The sequence below is a fragment of the Paraburkholderia sp. genome, from assembly GCF_036488795.1.
Lineage (GTDB): Bacteria > Pseudomonadota > Gammaproteobacteria > Burkholderiales > Burkholderiaceae > Paraburkholderia.
Genome location: NZ_DASXHA010000174.1, coordinates 1 through 17,253, shown reverse-complemented (window position 1 = coordinate 17,253; position 17,253 = coordinate 1). Strand labels below are relative to the sequence as shown.

Annotated in this window: 18 protein-coding genes and 1 riboswitch; of the genes, 7 read left to right on the top strand and 11 right to left on the bottom strand. The window is 64.2% G+C overall.

The window, feature by feature from the left end:
* The first annotated feature begins 6 nt into the window (after positions 1–6).
* Positions 7–1,221, top strand: coding sequence for an MFS transporter (locus tag VGH41_RS25780; protein ID WP_331600497.1), 1,215 nt, complete (start codon positions 7–9; stop codon positions 1,219–1,221).
* Positions 1,222–1,323: 102 nt separating this feature from the next.
* On the opposite strand, the gene VGH41_RS25775 is transcribed toward VGH41_RS25780, so the two are convergent.
* From VGH41_RS25775 to VGH41_RS25755, 5 genes are all read right to left on the bottom strand, one after another.
* Positions 1,324–1,752, bottom strand: coding sequence for a response regulator (locus VGH41_RS25775; RefSeq protein WP_331600496.1), 429 nt, complete (start codon positions 1,750–1,752; stop codon positions 1,324–1,326).
* 80 nt (positions 1,753–1,832) lie between these two features.
* Positions 1,833–2,465: a response regulator transcription factor gene (locus VGH41_RS25770; protein ID WP_331600495.1), complete on the bottom strand. Its 633-nt coding sequence runs from the start codon at positions 2,463–2,465 to the stop codon at positions 1,833–1,835.
* A gap of 153 nt (positions 2,466–2,618) precedes the next feature.
* A complete protein-coding gene (locus tag VGH41_RS25765) occupies positions 2,619–3,182 on the bottom strand; it encodes a ferritin-like domain-containing protein (protein WP_331600494.1) in 564 nt (187 codons plus the stop codon).
* 86 nt (positions 3,183–3,268) lie between these two features.
* Positions 3,269–3,430: a DUF1328 domain-containing protein gene (locus tag VGH41_RS25760; protein WP_075643714.1), complete on the bottom strand. Its 162-nt coding sequence runs from the start codon at positions 3,428–3,430 to the stop codon at positions 3,269–3,271.
* Positions 3,431–3,506: 76 nt separating this feature from the next.
* Complete coding sequence (locus VGH41_RS25755) at positions 3,507–3,683, bottom strand: DUF1328 domain-containing protein (protein ID WP_331600493.1); 177 nt, start codon at positions 3,681–3,683, stop codon at positions 3,507–3,509.
* 161 nt (positions 3,684–3,844) lie between these two features.
* On the opposite strand from VGH41_RS25755, the gene VGH41_RS25750 reads away from it, so the two are divergent.
* Entirely contained in the window at positions 3,845–5,335 is a 1,491-nt protein-coding gene (locus VGH41_RS25750) for a sensor histidine kinase (RefSeq protein ID WP_331600492.1), read from the top strand.
* A gap of 283 nt (positions 5,336–5,618) precedes the next feature.
* The gene (locus VGH41_RS25745; protein ID WP_331600491.1) at positions 5,619–5,753 is read left to right on the top strand and encodes an entericidin A/B family lipoprotein; all 135 of its coding nucleotides are present in this window, start codon (positions 5,619–5,621) and stop codon (positions 5,751–5,753) included.
* A 293-nt stretch (positions 5,754–6,046) separates the two neighbouring features.
* On the opposite strand, the gene VGH41_RS25740 is transcribed toward VGH41_RS25745, so the two are convergent.
* Positions 6,047–6,838 carry a DUF4397 domain-containing protein gene (locus VGH41_RS25740; protein ID WP_331600490.1) on the bottom strand — a complete coding sequence of 264 codons (792 nt, stop codon included), beginning with the start codon at positions 6,836–6,838 and terminating at the stop codon, positions 6,047–6,049.
* A gap of 337 nt (positions 6,839–7,175) precedes the next feature.
* On the opposite strand from VGH41_RS25740, the gene VGH41_RS25735 reads away from it, so the two are divergent.
* On the top strand, positions 7,176–9,206 hold the full coding sequence (locus tag VGH41_RS25735; protein ID WP_331600489.1) for an NADPH-dependent 2,4-dienoyl-CoA reductase: 2,031 nt from the start codon (positions 7,176–7,178) through the stop codon (positions 9,204–9,206).
* A gap of 78 nt (positions 9,207–9,284) precedes the next feature.
* Here VGH41_RS25735 and VGH41_RS25730 read toward each other — a convergent pair whose 3' ends face one another.
* The 5 genes from VGH41_RS25730 to VGH41_RS25710 all read right to left on the bottom strand — a co-directional run bounded on the left by VGH41_RS25730 (position 9,285) and on the right by VGH41_RS25710 (position 13,252).
* A complete protein-coding gene (locus tag VGH41_RS25730; protein WP_331600488.1) occupies positions 9,285–10,202 on the bottom strand; it encodes an EamA family transporter in 918 nt (305 codons plus the stop codon).
* A gap of 400 nt (positions 10,203–10,602) precedes the next feature.
* Complete coding sequence (locus tag VGH41_RS25725) at positions 10,603–10,836, bottom strand: pentapeptide MXKDX repeat protein (RefSeq protein ID WP_331600487.1); 234 nt, start codon at positions 10,834–10,836, stop codon at positions 10,603–10,605.
* A 105-nt stretch (positions 10,837–10,941) separates the two neighbouring features.
* Positions 10,942–11,736 carry a molybdopterin-dependent oxidoreductase gene (locus VGH41_RS25720; protein WP_331600486.1) on the bottom strand — a complete coding sequence of 265 codons (795 nt, stop codon included), beginning with the start codon at positions 11,734–11,736 and terminating at the stop codon, positions 10,942–10,944.
* Positions 11,737–11,747: 11 nt separating this feature from the next.
* On the bottom strand, positions 11,748–12,386 hold the full coding sequence (locus VGH41_RS25715) for a cytochrome b/b6 domain-containing protein (RefSeq protein ID WP_331600485.1): 639 nt from the start codon (positions 12,384–12,386) through the stop codon (positions 11,748–11,750).
* Between the two features lie 32 nt (positions 12,387–12,418).
* On the bottom strand, positions 12,419–13,252 hold the full coding sequence (locus VGH41_RS25710; protein WP_331600484.1) for a DUF1223 domain-containing protein: 834 nt from the start codon (positions 13,250–13,252) through the stop codon (positions 12,419–12,421).
* Between the two features lie 530 nt (positions 13,253–13,782).
* On the opposite strand from VGH41_RS25710, the gene VGH41_RS25705 reads away from it, so the two are divergent.
* The 3 genes from VGH41_RS25705 to VGH41_RS25695 form a co-directional block, all read left to right on the top strand.
* Positions 13,783–14,205, top strand: coding sequence for a GreA/GreB family elongation factor (locus VGH41_RS25705; RefSeq protein ID WP_331600483.1), 423 nt, complete (start codon positions 13,783–13,785; stop codon positions 14,203–14,205).
* Positions 14,206–14,349: 144 nt separating this feature from the next.
* Positions 14,350–14,468: riboswitch (TPP riboswitch) on the top strand.
* 94 nt (positions 14,469–14,562) lie between these two features.
* Positions 14,563–16,494, top strand: coding sequence for a phosphomethylpyrimidine synthase ThiC (gene thiC, locus VGH41_RS25700; RefSeq protein ID WP_331600482.1), 1,932 nt, complete (start codon positions 14,563–14,565; stop codon positions 16,492–16,494).
* A 264-nt stretch (positions 16,495–16,758) separates the two neighbouring features.
* Positions 16,759–17,253 (top strand): hypothetical protein (locus tag VGH41_RS25695; RefSeq protein ID WP_331600481.1); only part of this gene is annotated, 495 nt, incomplete at its 3' end.

Genomic DNA, 17,253 nt, shown 5'->3' with positions numbered 1-17,253 from the left:
CCCGCCATGTCCACTTCCGACTCCCAGCACTCCCCGTCTTCTCCTCACGACGCGCGCTCGCTGCGCGGCCTGCTGCTCTTGCTCGCGACCATCGCGGGTGTGTCCGTGGCGAACATCTATTACAACCAGCCGCTGCTCGACGATTTCCGCATGTCGTTTCCGCGTAGCGCCTCGTGGATCGGCGCGGTGCCGGCCGTCACGCAACTCGGCTACGCCGCGGGCATGCTGCTGCTGGCCCCGCTTGGCGACCGCTTCGACCGGCGCCGCCTGATCCTGCTGCAGATCGCGGCCATTTGCGTCGCGCTGCTGGTGGCCGCCACGGCACCGGGTCTTGGCGTGCTGATTGGCGCCAGTCTCGCGATCGGCGTGCTCGCCACCATCGCCCAGCAGGCCGTGCCGTTCGCCGCCGAACTCGCCCCGCCCGCCGGGCGCGGCCACGCCGTCGGCACGGTGATGAGCGGGCTGCTGCTGGGGATCTTGCTGGCCCGTACCGCGTCCGGATTCATCGCCGAGTATTTCGGCTGGCGCGCGGTGTTCGGCGCCTCCGTCGTAGCGCTGCTGGTGCTGGCCGTGGTCATCCGGATGCGCCTGCCGCAAAGCAAGCCGACTTCGACCCTGCCCTACGGCAAGCTGCTGGTCTCGATGTGGCACCTCATCGTCGAGCATCCCGGCCTGCGCGAAGCGTCGCTCACCGGCGCGGCCATGTTCGCCGCGTTCAGCATCTTCTGGTCGGTGCTGGCCCTGCTGCTGGCGGGCGCGCCATTCCATCTCGGCCCGCAGGCGGCGGGCCTGTTCGGCATCGTCGGCGCGGCGGGCGCACTCGCGGCGCCGCTGGCCGGCAAGTTTTCGGATCGTCGCGGGCCGCGCGCCATCATCTCGCTGTCGATCGCGCTGGTGGCCGTATCGTTCGTCGTGTTCGGTTTGTCCGGCACCAGCATTGTCGGACTGGTGGTCGGCGTGATCGTGCTCGATGTGGGCGTGCAGGCAGCGCAAATTTCCAATCAGTCGCGCATTTACGCGCTCTCACCGCACGCGCGCAGCCGCGTAAACACGGTGTACATGGTCGCGTATTTCATTGGCGGTGCGGCGGGATCGGCCGTCGGCGCGATCGTCTGGCCGGCGTTCGGCTGGATCGGCGTGAGCGTCGCCGGACTGGCTTTTGCGGCACTGGCAGGCTGGAATCACTCGCGCGCACGGCGCGACCCGGTAGCGGCGTCCTGAGGAAAAACGCCGGTTCGTTTCAGGCTCACACGGCCAGCTGAACCGTCTGCCTACCCTCCGGCAGGCAGATGCAGGGACGACCGCGAGGCGAGCCGCGCCTGACTAATCGGCACCCCGCCGTTGCGCATATTCGTGTAACGCGTCGATCACCCGGTCGAACTCGAACGACTTGTCGTAGAAGTGGCGCACGCCGTATTGCAGGCAACGCTCGCGATAGGCAGGCAGCGCATGATTCGTCAGCACCGCGGCAAAGGTTCGCTCGATCAACCCCTCGCGCTGCAGATACGCCAGCACCGGCACACCCGAGCCGCGCTTCAACTGCAGGTCGACGATCACCGCGTCGAAGCGCTCGCCGCTCAGCAGCGCAATCGCTTCGTCCGATGAATCCGCGTAGGCAGCGACGTGCAGCATCCCGGATGCGTCGATTGCCTCGACGAGGCTGCGGCGGATCAACGCCGAATCCTCGATCAGCAGCACGCGCAAAGGGGCGCGGCCATCGGCGTGGGAAAGGGAGGTCGAATCGCTGCTCATCGTACTGGTCCGCGCGGGTTCCGTGTCAGGTTCCTATGAATGAGGCGAGTCACGTGACGCAGGTGCCGCGCGTGACCCCGTCACTCGATCAGGCCGTTCTTGATTGCGTAATAAGTCAGATCGGCGTTATGGGTGAGGTGCATTTTCTCCAGCACCCGCGCCCGATAGGTGCTCACCGTCTTGACGGACAGATGCAGCTCCTCCGCGATGTCCGTAGGAATCTGCCCGGCCGCGAGCTTGCAGAAAATCTGAAACTCGCGCTCGGACAGCGTCTCGTGCGGACGGCCGGCCGCGGGCTTGTCGAGATTATCGGCGAGCGTGTCGGCCACCGCCTCCGACAGATACCGGTGCCCGCGTGCCACAGCGCGGATTGCCCGCACAATCTCGTCCGGCTCGCAGTCCTTGTTCAGATACCCGTTTGCGCCGGCGCGCAGCAGGTTGATCGCGTACTGGCTCTCGGGATAACCGGACAGAATCAGCACGCCCTGCTCCGGCCGCACCTGCCTGATGACCCGCAGAGTGTCGATGCCGTTCTTGTCCGGCATGGCGATATCGAGCAGCACCACGTCGAAAGCCTGTTCCCGCACAAGGCTGATGGTTTCGTCGCCGCTGGCGGCCTCCGCGGCCACGCACATATCCGGCTCGTCGGCGACGAACTGCCTGAACCCGCCTCGAACGATCGCGTGATCGTCGGCTATCAACACTCGAATCATCGGCTTGTGTCCGCGCAAGGAAGATCGCTGCAATACCGCCATTGTAATGACCTCGCGCCTCGCTGGGAGGCGAGACGTCCGTCCAATGCCGTGCCTCGTCGCCCTCGTCCGTGGATGCTGCTGCGCGCGCTGTGACGGTTGCGACTGGCCGCGTTACTCACGGCCTTGCAGCAGGTCCGCCATGTCGTCCGCATGCTCTTCTTCGACCGCCAGCACATCCTCGAAGATGCGCCGCGTGGTCACGTCGTTATCGGCAAGGTAGTGAATGATCTCGCGATAGGTGTCGATCGCAATGCGCTCGGCCACCAGGTTCTCGCGGATCATGTCGGTCAGGTTTTCGCCTTCCTTGTACTCCGAGTGCGAGCGGCTCTTCAAACTATCCGGCGCGAAATCCGGCTTGCCGCCCAGTTGCACGATGCGCTCCGCAAAACGGTCGGCGTGTTCCTGTTCTTCGGTGGCGTGCTCCAGGAATTCGGCGGCTACGGCCTCAGAATTGATGCCCTTCGCCATGAAGTGATGGCGCTTGTAGCGCAACGTGCAGACTATTTCGGTTGCGAGCGCATCGTTTAACAGCTTGAGCACGGTCTGCCGGTCGGCTCCATAGCTTTGCGTAACGGGACCATCCGACATGTGCTTGCGCGCCTGCTCGCGGATTTTCTGCACATCCATCACGAACGATCCATTGGATGCCGCGCTTGCACCAGTTGACTTCGACATGGAGTTGCTCCTTTTAACCTGTATGGGGAATGACGCATCACGCACGAAACGCGCCTGATGCGCGGGCATTGGCAGACCTGCCGTGTCTACGTTCGGAATACGCCGAGCAGCAGCGTCACGACGAACACGACGAGGAAAATGTAGAACAGGATCTTGGCGATTTCGGCCGCCCCTGCCGCGATGCCGGTAAAACCGAACACCGCCGCAATGATGGCGATTACGAAGAAAACGACGGCGTAGTGCAGCATGGCGGCTCTCCTTCCTGAACGGGATCTGTTTATGTCTGACGTGACCTGACGTGAGCAGATGCGGCAAGCGGCGGCGCTAATCGACGATCTTTTTCGTCACCACGAAGCCGAGCACGAGGAACACCACGCAGAGAATCAGGAACACGACGAACAGGAACTTCGCGATTGCCGCCGCACCCGCGGCGATGCCTGTAAAGCCCAACAGACCGGCAACGAGGGCGATCACAGCGAAGATCAAGGCCCATTTCAGCATGGCGGTTTCCTCCCGAAACAAAGATTGAACTGACAGGTCCATCGTAATGAGCGATGTCGCCGGCCGCATTCCGACGCTCTCCGGTTTTCGTGTGGGAATCCGCCGACATCCAATTACAGATGCGTTACGGTGGCCTCAAACACCGCGCGACCGCTACACTGATGCCTCATCCCCCGCGAGGCGTGCACACGGTGCAAGACCCGAAAGTGGCTACGACACTGAACGATTGGATGCGCAACCGAAGCTGGGCCATCGCGATGACGGTCGCGATCGTCATTACGGTGGGCGGCCTCGTGATCCTCGAAACCGCGCGCGAACGCATTGCCGCCGAATACGAGAGCGCGCTGGATGCCCGCGACGTCACCGTGCAACTGAGCATGCTGGAGAGCGAGCTGGCGCGCCTCCACGCGCATCAGAGCGACTTTCTCCTCACGAAGCAACCGGCAAGCGCCCGCGCCTATTGCACGAGCGCAGCGGCCCTGCGGCAGACCGCGCAGCAACTGAGCGCCTACTACCATCGCCGGGAAGCGGACAGTGTCGAACTGGCGAGCTTCACGCAGGTCACGGCGCTGATCGAAGCGCGCATTCGCGCCGGCACCGCCGTGCTGCAGCAGGTCGAACTGGCCGCAGGGCAACAGCCGCTCGATCTGACCGGTTGCGGGTCGGCGGACGGCGCCCAGCCGGTCGACGCGACGCTGGTCGACAGCACCTTGTCGCTCCTGCGCGATAACGAACAGCACCGCGCCCAGCAGGCGCTCGACGCCAGCCGCGCCGATCAACGCCTCTCCACCTTGTGCGCCGCGGGCTTGTCGGCGCTGAATATCGTGTTGTTCATTTTGCTGTTTCGCAACCTCGGCATTCAGATCGACCGTCAGGCGCGCGTGCAGCGGCAACTGATCACGCAGCAGGAGGAACTCGACCAGCTCGTCAACGAACGCACGCGTCAGCTCGAGGCGCTCGGCTGGCACTTGCAGGCCGTCAGCGAAAACGAAAAGACCCAGCTTGCGCGCGAGCTGCACGACGAACTCGGCGCGATTCTGACCGCGAGCAAAATGGATGTCGCCTGGGCCAACCGCAAGCTGAAGGACAGCGAACCGGCGATCTCCGAGAAGCTCACACGCGCGCTTGCCAACCTCGATCAGGGCATCGCGTTGAAACGCCGCATCATCGAAGATATGCGGCCAACCGTGCTGTCGAATTTCGGGCTGGTCACCGCGCTGCGCACGCTCGCCGACGAAGCGGCGCAGCGCAACAACTGGACCCTCGATCTGCAACTGCCGCCCGACGATATCCAGCTCGACGAGCAGACCGAAATCGCGCTCTTTCGCGTCGCGCAGGAGTCCTTGACCAATGCGGCCAAGTACGCGCATGCCTCGCGGGTATCGATTGGTCTGCAGATCGACAGTCTGCAAGTCGCATTGCACATCGCGGACAACGGCGTCGGCATCACACCCGCAGATCTGAAGCGCACGCATACGCATGGCTTGCTCGGCATGCGCCAGCGGGTCGCCGCGCACGGCGGGCGCTTCGACATCCGGCGCGGCGTGCCCAACGGCACGGACATCCACGTCGTGATGCCCTGTGCCAGTCTGGCCATGCCCGCGGCCGACGTGCCGGCGACCCCCGCCGGTCCACCGGAACCCATCCTCTGAGACGCGGCGGCAAGAAGCGGCTACCGCGCATCGAAGCCGCCGTGCAGCACACATCCAACATGCCGTCCAGCAAACGGCGCGCAGCCTATGTAGGACTACTCCGACGCAAACACCGGAGCACACCTACACGAAAATCGCGGCGTGACCGACAGCCTGGCGTCGGCCGTTTTTTTACTATGGAATCAGACCGGATCGGCTGGCGTGATGCCCGGTCGGACGACAGGAGGCGCGCACTGCCCGTGCGGCGCGTCAATCGATGCCACTCTTCCAAAGGGGAACATTCATGAATCGATTCATCGCTTTGCTTCTGCTCATTGGCACCGTGGCACTCGCCGGCTGTAATACGATGGCAGGCGCCGGCGAGGACATCTCGAGCGGCGGCCACAAGCTGACCAACAGCGCGGAAGAAAACAAGTAAGACGAGACGGCGGCGGCGTGAACACGCCGCGGCGGTTTGCGAATCTCCATGCGTTCGGCCCGTCGCACTGCGCGACGGGCTTTTTTTCGTGTCCGAGTCCTGTGGGTAGGTGAACGGTGCGAAGGCTAACGGGCGGCTGTGCCCATGCGGCTCGCCCGCCGCGCCTCGGGCCTCGGGCCTCGACAAAAAAACAAAGCGGCGATTCACCCCTTGGTGAACCGCCGCCCTGCCCCTCCCTGCTAAGCCAATCTACGCTGAAGCCTGTCGATACGGATCGATCGCTTGTCGAAGTGTCATTCGTTGGTCAGCGTATTGGTCAGTTCGACCGCCGGTGTGCCGGTATTGCCGCCTTGCGCCACCAGCAAGTGGATCTGGCCCGGCAGCAACTGGCTCAAGGTACCGGCGATCGGCACCGTCGTGATCAGCCAGTCCGCATTGTTCGAGAGGCTGAAGGCCGCCGACTGGAAGATCGGCGTCTTGCTGCCCGGTGCGGTGGCAATCGCCACATAGGTGCCGCCCGACAGATACAGCGAGTCCTGCCCGCTTGCCGGCACTGCGTTGCTGAACGACACGCCGGCCATCGTCGGGCTTACGCCGTTGATGTCCGTCCCCGACGGCACGATGTACAGGTCCAGGTTGGTCGCGTTAGCCGATGCATTGAACGCACGCACGCGTGCGTCGCTCGACAGCAGGCCCTTGTCGAACGGATCGTCGATCAGGCCGATGCCCGGCGCGGACAATCCGGGCAGCGCGATCACGGTGTATTCGTGGCCGTTGGCGGCGTCAGGGAAGTTGCCGCTGGCGAGCGCGGTCGTCGTGCCGGTCGGCGCATACGCCACCGTCGTCGAACCGGTGTGGATGTTGACGAAGTTCGTTACGCCCTTGTAGCTCACGTTGGTCTGCCCGCCGGGCGCTGCGCCGTTGACGAGAAAGTCGACAGCCGGCCCGCCAGGGATGGCATGGACAAAGTGGATTTCCGGATCCGTAATGCCGAGCGATTTCGCGGCATCGCTGCCGCTGCCTCCACACGCGCTCAACACGGACGCAACGCCAATCAGCGCCGCCATGGTTCGGATGATTTTCATACGTTCACCTGTCTGAATATCGGGCCGTGATCGACCCATTAATTGTGTGAGCGCCATCTCGTTCGGGTACCTGAATGAATGCCTGGTAGGGTCCCGGACGGTCGTCGCATGACGCTCCCTCCTATCCCTGATGCACGCCGCGCTTCGCTGCGCCAACATGCTGATTGCGGACGCTCGCATTCAGCAATCGGTGTGCCGCATGCACCAGGATGGACCCTGGGGTCTGAAACCCGGCTTGCGTAGCAACGGCTGACGCGGATTAGAATTTTTCCTCGGATGGTTGGGCCGATGCGCGGTGTATTGTTCGTGCGCATCCAACTTTTACAAGGCGCGTTGCATGCCTTACCCACTCTTACTCTCCGAACTCGACCTCGGCTTCACGCGCTTGCGCAACCGCGTCGTGATGGGCTCCATGCATACCGGTATGGAAGACCGCTTCTGGAACTATCCGAAGCTGGCCGCGTATTTCCGCGAGCGCGCCAAAGGCGGCGCGGGTCTGATCATTACCGGCGGCATCTCGCCGAACCGGCAAGGCTGGCTGCTGCCGTTCGGCGGCACGCTCAATTCCGTGTTCGATCTGCGCAATCACCGCCTGCTGACGCAAGCCGTACACGCGGAAGGCGGCAAGATCGCGCTGCAGATCCTGCATGCGGGACGTTATGGGTATCAGCCGTTCGTTGTGTCTGCATCGAACCTCAAGTCGCCCATTTCGAAGTTCAAGCCGCGCGCGCTCACCGTGCCGGGCATCGCGAAGACCGTGCGCGCCTATGCGCGTTGCGCGCGACTTGCGCAACGCGCCGGTTATGACGGCATCGAAATCATGGGCAGTGAAGGCTATCTGCTCAACCAGTTCCTCTGTCCGCGCACCAACCATCGCACCGATCAATACGGCGGCAGCCTCGAAAACCGCGTGCGGATCGCGCGCGAAATCGTCGAGGCAGTGCGGGCGAAGTGCGGCGAGCGTTTCATCGTGATCTACCGGCTGTCGCTGATCGATCTGGTCGAAGGCGGCAATACGTGGGACGAAACCGTGCAGGTCGCGCAAACCCTCGAAGCAGCGGGGGTGACCCTGTTCAATACCGGCATTGGCTGGCACGAAGCGCGGGTGCCTACCATCGTCACCTCGGTGCCGCGGGCGGCTTTCGCGCCGTTGAGCGCGCGCCTGAAGGCCGCCGTCAAGGTGCCGGTGATCGTATCCAACCGCATCAACACCCCCGATGTCGCGGAAGATCTGCTCGCGCAGGGAGCCGGCGATCTGGTCTCGATGGCACGCCCACTGCTCGCCGATCCCGAGTTCGTGGTGAAGTCCGCCGAGGGACGCGCGCACGAAATCAATACCTGTATCGCCTGCAACCAGGCGTGTCTTGACCACACGTTCCAGAACAAACGCGCGACTTGCCTCGTGAATCCGCGCGCGGGCCGCGAGACCGAACTGGTGTACCGGCCGCTGGCGCCGGCTCAGCGGCCGCGTGCGATCGCCGTGGTCGGGGCGGGGCCGGCGGGATTGTCGGCGGCGACGGTGGCGGCCGCGCGTGGGCATCGCGTGACGCTGTTCGATGCCAGCGCAACCATCGGCGGTCAGTTCAATCTTGCAATGCGCGTGCCCGGCAAGGAAGAATTCAGCGAAACGATCCGCTATTTCCAGAGCCAGTTGCAGCGCCACGGCGTGGAGGTGCGGCTCGACACCCGCGTCGATCCTGCCATGCTCGCGGCGGCGCGCTATGACGACATCATCGTCGCCACCGGCATCGTGCCGCGCAAGCCGGCGATCAGCGGCATCGACGCGGCGAACGTGCTCACCTATGTCGAGGTGCTGCGCGGCGCGCCGGTCGGGCGCAGCGTCGCGGTGATCGGCGCAGGCGGGATCGGCTTCGACGTCAGCGAGTTTCTGCTCCATCGCACGGGCGAGCCATTGCCGCAGCCGCGTGAAGCATGGCTCGACGAATGGGGCGTCGATCTGGCGGTCAGCCAGCGCGGCGGCCTCAAGACACCGTTGCCTGCGCAACCAGTGCGCGACATCTGGTTGCTGCAGCGCAAGGCGGGCAAACCCGGCGCCGGGCTCGGCAAGACCTCGGGCTGGGTGCACCGGGCGACGCTGACCCGCAACGGCGTGCGGATGCTCGATGGCGTGTCGTACCGGGAGATCAGCGCGCGGGGTCTGAAGATCGCTCGTAACGGCGTCGAAGAATGGCTGGAAGTGGAAACGATCGTGATCTGCGCGGGGCAAGAATCGTTGCGCGATCTACATCCCGTTACGCCGCCGCCGGACGGGCCGCGTTATCACGTGATCGGCGGTGCGGCGCTCGCCACGGAACTGGACGCGAAACGGGCCATCCGCGAAGGCGCTGAACTGGCGGCGCGGTTGTAACGGGAGCGGATACTGCGGAAGCGGTTACAGCGGAAGCGGGCAGCAGGCAGCAGAACAGCTCCCCGCCCGCCCGCAAGCTCACGCCAGCCCGCGCCGCCGGTAATCGAACCAGAACGACAGGCCGACGCTGGCGAGAATCACCACGGTCGCGATGACGGTGGCTTGCGTCACCGGCTCGCCGAGCAGCAAGGCGCCAAGCGCGACCGCAACCACCGGATTCACATACATGCAACTGCTGGCGATGATCGGACTGGTATGACGGATCAGATAGCCGTACGCGACATACGCGGCCATCGTGCCCACCAGCATCAGATAGAGAAACGCGAGCACCGGCAGGACATGCACATCGAGCATGCGCTCCCCGGAGGCCCACGCCACGAGGGTCGACATGGCCCCGCCGAGACCGATCTGCAGCGAAGTCGACAGAAACAGATCGGACGGCAGCTTCAGTCGGCCGGCCAGATGTGCGCCGCCTGCCCAGAACAGCGCGCCGCAGAGAATCGCGAGACTGCCGCCGGCCGAGCCGCTCGAGCCGCCGCCATGACTCAGGATCGCAATGCCGACGAGCCCAAGCCCCACGGCAAACCACTCGCCTCGCCCGATCTTGCGCCCGGCCACCGCGGCGATGACCGTGGCAAACAAGGGCACGGTGGCCACCATCACGGCGGCGGTGCCGGTGCCGACCGTGCGCATCCCGTACGCGAGCATGCCGCTGGACAGACCCACCAGCATCGTGCCGACGAGCCCCGCATTGCGGATTTCGGCGGCGCTCGGCCAGACCGGATCGCGGCGCGCGGCGAACACGAACAGGCCGATGCCGGCGAACAGGTTGCGCAGGCCGGACATCAACAGCGGCGGAAACGATCCGAGCGCGACGTGCACCGCGAGATAGGTGGAACCCCAAACCAGATAGACGACGGTGAGCGCGAGCGCAATCCGGCCGTTTTGGGACTGAGGCAGACGCAGTGGAAGGCGGGAGAAAAATTGCACCGACATGCGTTCAGCCCGCCAATTCCGCTCGTGGTGCCGGGCTTGCGCTCGTGACCATACGGCCGGATGGCGGGTGCCGCATCACACATGCGGCCTGGAAGGCAAGGCTGGAAGACATGTCGGTAGAACAGGGAGAAAAAACCAGGGACGGCAAACACAGACCCGTCGAAGCAGTCAGAGCGGCGCGAAGCGTCGCGCAGTCTGCCCTGCTGGAAAGGCGGCGGGCATTCGCGAATGCGCCGCGAGTGCCCCGGCGCGCCAACCGTTCGGCACGCACCGCCGCATTATGCAGGAACGCCGGGCGGCGTCCATGAAAGAATCGTAAATCCTGTATCGGCAAAGCGTCAGGACCGGGGCGCAGCCCGGTCCTGAGGTGGCGCACCTGAAGGGGTCGAACCGGCCCGCTTCAGTTCGACATCGCGCCCGATGCCTCGTGCTTCATGCCCATTGCATCCTTGTTCTTCTTCATCTTGTCTTTCGACATCTTGTCCTTGGACATGCTGTCCTTCGACATGGTGTCTTTAGCCATGCTGTCTTTCGACATTGCGTCGTTGGACATCGCGCCGCTGGCTTGGGCGAAGACTGCGGTGCCGCTCGTGAGGAGTGCTGCGGCCAGTGCTGCGATTGCGAACTTCTTCATGGGAAAACTCCATTTGTTGTGAGTCAATCAGGTGAATCAGGACCGGTCATGCCGGGGTGTTTCCGAAGCATCTGCCGCTCGCGGGTCGGGCCCAACCCGCGCGCGTCAGGAGCCTCCGAACCAGTTGTAGCCCTGGTCGACCCAATAGCCGCCAGGATAAGTATTGGTGACGAATATCTCGACGATGTGCTTCGGATTCTTGTAGCCGAGCTTGGTCGGCATGCGCAGCTTCATCGGGAAACCGTATTTCGCGGGCAGGCGCTCGCCGTCGTAATCGAACGTGAGCAGCGTCTGCGGATGCAAGGCGGTGGGCATGTCGATGCTTTCGTAGTAGTCGTCCGCGCACTTGAAGCCGACGTACTTCGCGGTGGTGTCCGCGCCCACGCGCCGCAGGAAATCGCCGAACGGGGTGCCCCCCCAGCGGCCAATCGCACTCCAGCCTTCCACGCAGATATGCCGCGTGATCTGCTCGGCATGCGGCAACCCGTACAACTCAGGCAAGCTCCACGTGCGCTGCCCCGTGACGAGACCGCTCAGTTTCAGCTGATAGCCGGCGGCGTCGACCTCCGGCACGTCGTCGATGCCGTAGAACGCATTGAACGGAAACGGCCGCGTGATTTGCGCTTCGGTGTAAGTGGGCGCAAGTTGCTTCGGATCGAACAGGAACGCCTGAGCGCGATCGTTCAGCCGCGACACGGCCGTGAGGAAGCTGTTGACCGATGTGTCGTCGGTGAGCGAGCAGCCGGTCAGCATCGTGAGGCCGCCGAGCGTCAGCAACTGCTTGCCGAACAGACGGCGCGACGGCATGGCGAGCTCACGGCGCGCGTCGATGAGGATCGAGTCGCGATCGAGCTTGCTGGACAGCACAGTTCGGTTCGGCTTGTCGTTTGGTGTGGTCACGGCGATTCTCCTTAGCGGCCGCGCAGCATCGCGAGCAGCGAGCGCGGCACCAGTGCGACCATCGCCAGATGCACGGCAATGAAGGCCGCCATCAGCGACATTGCGCAGAAATGCACGATGCGTGCGTTGTCGTAGCCGCCCATCAGTTCGCGCAACAGCGGAAACTGCACCGACTTCCAGATGGCGAGCCCCGACAGCACCAGCACGATCAGGTCGCACACCACGAACAGGTAGGCGAATTTCTGCACCGCGTTGTAGTGACTCAGATCAGCATGCGAGAGCTTGCCGGTCAGTGCGGCCATGAAGTCGCGCAGGATCGCGCGCGGCGACACCGGCAGGAATTTGCGCAGGAAACGCCCGCTCGCGAGATTCAGCGCGAGATAGACGAGGCCGTTGAACACCAGCAGCCACATCGCCGCGAAGTGCCATTGCAGCGCGCCGCCGAGCCAGCCGCCCAGCGTGATCGAAGGCGGAAAGGTGATGCTCGTGAAGATGGGCGAGGCATCGTAGATGCGCCAGCCGGACAGCATCATCGTGAGCGCGGCGAGCGCGTTGAGCCAGTGCGTGATGCGCACCCACAGCGGATGAATCGTGCCGGCGCGCGGCGCCGCGGGCGGCGCAGTGTCGACGAGTGCGTGAGGGGTTGCCATGTGAGTCTCCGGTACTTGATGAACAGGCCGCATCAGCGGCACGCGGCCAGGTCGGCCACCTGCAAGACTTCGCCTGTTGCCGCGTTTTCGACGAAGCCGACCACGCCGTACTTGCCGCTCGCCATGGCGGCATTGCCGTCCGCGTCGTCCAGCATGATCTCGCGGTGAATTTGCGCATTGCCTGCCGTGAGCGGAACCGGCCCGATCCATTGCCGCACCACGCGTTCGTGATGCAGCGTCGCGCCGCGGTTTTCGCCGGCACGTACCTCCGAGCTCAGCGCGTTTTCATACACGGCGAGGTAGGCGCTGAGCGGTTCGCCGGCGTCGACCCGGGATGTGAAGCGGGCAGCGACGCCAAAGCCGTTCGCGCCTTGCGTGGCCGGCGCCGTGAGTTCCAGCGCGACGTCCGCCTGAGCCGGCTGGGCCGTCACCTGCTGCACGCGGCCCTCGAAGCTCTCGGCTTGCGACCAGCCGCGCAACTCGCGGCCGGAAACGAACACCTCGGGCGTATAGATGGTGTGCGCGCCGGCCAGATCGGTAAGCGTCTGCTGCCGTTCGGTGAAGCGGTGCTGGGAAAAACGATCGGTCCATCCGAGGCTGTTCCAGTAGTCGACGTGCAACGCGAGCGGCACGATGCCTTGCGCCCCGCCGCGGTCTTTCCACTGGCCCAGCCAGCGGTCCGCGGGCGGACAGCTGTTGCAGCCTTCGCTGCTGTACAACTCCACCAGTGCGACACGATGTGCCGGGCTGTGTGCCGTACACATCGAACTGGCAGCTTGCGCAACGCCGCTGGTGGCAAGCGCCGCGAGCAAGGCAACGGCGCGCACGACCGGCAGGTCGGCAAAACGGCGACTGAAGAAGGACATGGCAGGCTCCACGAGGAAATCTGCACGTTTGTCGCGCGGCACCGCCGCTTATGACAGCGGTTTCGAAAATTTTTTCAGGCGGCGCCAGGACGCCTTTGCGGCCGGTACGCCCGGGTCTCCGCGCGGCCGCAAACCGGCGCGCGCCGCCGGCATGCGCAAACAAGGAAAGCGCACGCGGCCGCTAGCGCCGACCAGGCGTGGGTACAGCCACCGGCTACGAGCGTGCTACCATCGGTCATCAGAAAGTGTCCTCCTCTTCGACACCTGTTTCCACCCCACTCGCCATTCTTTGCCGGTTCCCTGATGCGTATTCCGTTCTACCGCGCCCTGTCCTGCTTACGCCCTCGCGGCGCAGGCGGTTGCGCGCGCGTCGGAATCATGCGCGAACCCGGCCGCCAGCACACGCTTCCGCTTTCCGCCGCCCGGCGCCCGATCTGACCGCACTTCCTTACCGGAGCCGCGTCGTTCGGGCTCCGGGCCGATCTCATCCGCAGCCGTTTATTTCACGCAGATCGAAATGGAGAACCGTCATGAACACGAAGACGAAGACGAAGAACACCTGTTACCTCACCGAACTCGACGTCGCCCGTCTGGAAAAGCACGCAGCCATGCCGGGCGCGGATGCCCGTCTGCAGGACATGCTCGATGAGCTCCTGATGCGCGCGGTGATCGTGGATGCGCACGAGATCCCCGCCAATGTCGTCACGATGAACTCGCGCGCCACCCTCGCCGACGAAGCCAGCGGCGAGCATATGACCTGGACGGTGGTCTATCCGCCGAACGCCGATTTCGGCAGCGGCCGGTTGAACGTGTTCTCGCCGGCGGGCCTCGCACTGCTGGGCGCGAGGCGCGGCGAGCGGATTCATTTCACGCCGCCGAGTGGCGCGCAACAGACGCTCAAGATCGAGCAGATCCTGTTTCAACCCGAAGCCGCCGACGACTTCACGCTGTAAAAAACGCCACCTTTCATGCTGCGGCGCGCCCGGCCGCGCAACCCATTCAGGATAAGCCTCACCGGCTGTAAGGCGGCCGGCAGCCGGGCACCCTCTATTTCGAGACCGGTTGCCAACGAGCGGCAGGCGGGTGTATCGTGTGCGCTGCTAACGCGGGGGTCCTGCGTCGCACGGAGGTAGGAGGTCCGTGTTGCGTGGGTGAGAAATACCCTTTGAACCTGATCTGGATAATGCCAGCGCAGGGAAGCGTACGGAATTCGCAGCGCAGCACCGTCACATCCTCTCGCGAATTCCGACAACTTCCGTCTCGTCTCCTGCTTAGCGGCCCCACTTTGCTTTGCATGGAGAGCGACACACATGAACGCCAACCCGAAGTTCCTTTCCGACGACGCTCACGTCGACGCCGCTGCCGTCGCGCCGTTGCCGAATTCCCGCAAGATCTACGTCACCGGCTCACGGCCCGATATTCGCGTGCCGATGCGCGAAATCACGCAGTCGGACACACCGGACAGCTTTGGCGGCGAAAAGAATCCGCCGGTGTATGTCTACGATACGTCGGGCCCCTATTCCGATCCGGATGCGCAGATCGACATCCGCGCCGGTCTGCCTGCCTTGCGCCAGGCCTGGATCGAGGAACGCGGCGACACCGAGGCGCTGACGGGTCTGTCCAGCAACTTCAGCCGCGAACGCGCCGCCGATCAGGCCACCGCCGAGTTGCGCTTCAAGGGCCTGCATCGCACGCCGCGCCGCGCGCTGGCCGGCAAGAACGTCTCGCAGATGCACTACGCGAAGCAAGGCATCATCACGCCGGAAATGGAATACATCGCGATCCGCGAAAACCAGCGCCGCGCCGAGTATCTGGAAACGCTCACGCACAGCGGCCCGAACGGCGCAAAGCTCGCCGCGATGATGGGCCGCCAGCATCCGGGCCAGGCGTTCGGTGCGAGTGCCTTCGGTCCGAATGGCCTCACCGCCATCACGCCGGAATTCGTGCGCGAAGAAGTGGCGCGCGGCCGCGCGATCATCCCGAACAACATCAATCACCCGGAAAGCGAGCCGATGATCATCGGCCGTAACTTCCTCGTGAAGGTGAATGCGAACATCGGCAATTCGGCGGTGACCTCGTCGATCGGCGAAGAAGTCGACAAGATGACGTGGGCGATCCGCTGGGGCGGCGACACGGTGATGGACCTCTCGACCGGCAAGCACATCCACGAAACGCGCGAATGGATCATCCGCAATTCGCCGGTGCCGATCGGCACGGTGCCGATCTATCAGGCGCTCGAAAAGGTCAACGGCAAGGCCGAAGACCTGACGTGGGAAATCTTCCGCGACACGCTGATCGAACAGGCCGAGCAAGGCGTCGACTACTTCACGATCCACGCGGGCGTGCGTCTGCAATACGTGCCGCTGACCGCCAAACGGATGACCGGCATCGTCTCGCGCGGCGGCTCGATCATGGCGAAGTGGTGTCTTGCGCATCACAAGGAAAGCTTCCTGTACGAGCATTTCGAAGACATCTGCGAAATCATGAAGGCCTACGACGTGGCCTTTTCGCTCGGCGACGGTCTGCGTCCGGGCTCGATCTACGATGCGAACGACGAAGCGCAACTCGGCGAACTGAAGACCTTGGGTGAACTCACGCAAATCGCGTGGAAGCACGACGTGCAGACGATGATCGAAGGCCCGGGTCACGTGCCGATGCAACTGATCAAGGAAAACATGGACCTGCAACTGGAATGGTGTGACGAAGCGCCGTTCTACACGCTCGGACCGTTGACCACGGATATCGCTCCGGGCTACGACCACATCACGTCGGGCATTGGCGCGGCGATGATCGGCTGGTTCGGCACCGCGATGTTGTGCTACGTGACGCCGAAGGAACACCTCGGCTTGCCGAACAAGGACGACGTCAAGACCGGCATCATCACCTACAAGCTCGCGGCGCACGCGGCGGATCTGGCGAAGGGCCACCCGGGTGCGCAGGTGCGTGACAATGCCTTGTCGAAGGCGCGCTTCGAATTCCGCTGGGAAGATCAGTTCAACCTCGGTCTCGATCCGGACAAGGCACGCGAATTCCACGACGAAACGCTGCCGAAGGACTCGGCCAAGGTCGCGCATTTCTGCTCGATGTGCGGGCCGCACTTCTGCTCGATGAAGATCACCCAGGACGTGCGGGAGTTCGCTGCGCAGCAAGGCGTGAGCGACGACGAGGCGCTCGCGAAAGGCATGGAAGTGAAGTCGATCGAGTTCATGAAGAAAGGCGCCGAGATTTATCAGCGTCAATAAGGCCGGGATCGGTGCGGGCGGCGGCGTCTGTCCGGGCGCGCCGCTTGCGCATCGATCCGTGCCGCTCGCACGCCCCAGCCCGCCGATGGCGGGCTTTTTCATCGCCGGGCGGCGCAAGCGCAACGCGTCTGGCAATGTGATGAAATACGCCGTTACCAGTTTGCAACCTGCCGGACGCCGCTCCGGCGTAAGCTGGAATAGATGCGCCGCGGCCAATCAACGATCATCAACCAGCGCGGCGCCCGAATGCATCAGGAGCATGTGATGAGTATCCTCTCGGCAATCACTCGCCTTGCCAGCGCCGCTACCGTGCTCGCCCTGGGGGGTTGCTATTACCCCTATGGCTATTATCCGTACGGCAACGGCTACTACGCGACCGTGCCCGCTGCCGGCACGCAGACCGCGGTGCCGGTGACCGCTAGCGGCGAGCCCGCGCCGGCGCTCAATCAACCCGGCTCGATCCCGGCTCCGCCGCCGCCTTCGGTTACGGCGTCGGCCAACTACACGGTGCCGTCCAACCCGGGTACTTACGTCGCGCCGTCCGCAGGCTCTACGTATGTGGTGCCTGCGCCGGGCTATCCGGCCTATCCCGGTTATGCGGCTTACCCTGCTTACCCGTATCCGGCTTATCCGGCGTACTACGGCTACCCGGGTTATTGGGGCGGACCTGCCGTTTCGATCGGCTTTGCCGGCTACTGGGGAGGCGGTTGCTGCTGGGGTGGCGGCTGGCACGGCGGTGGCTGGCACGGCGGCGGCTGG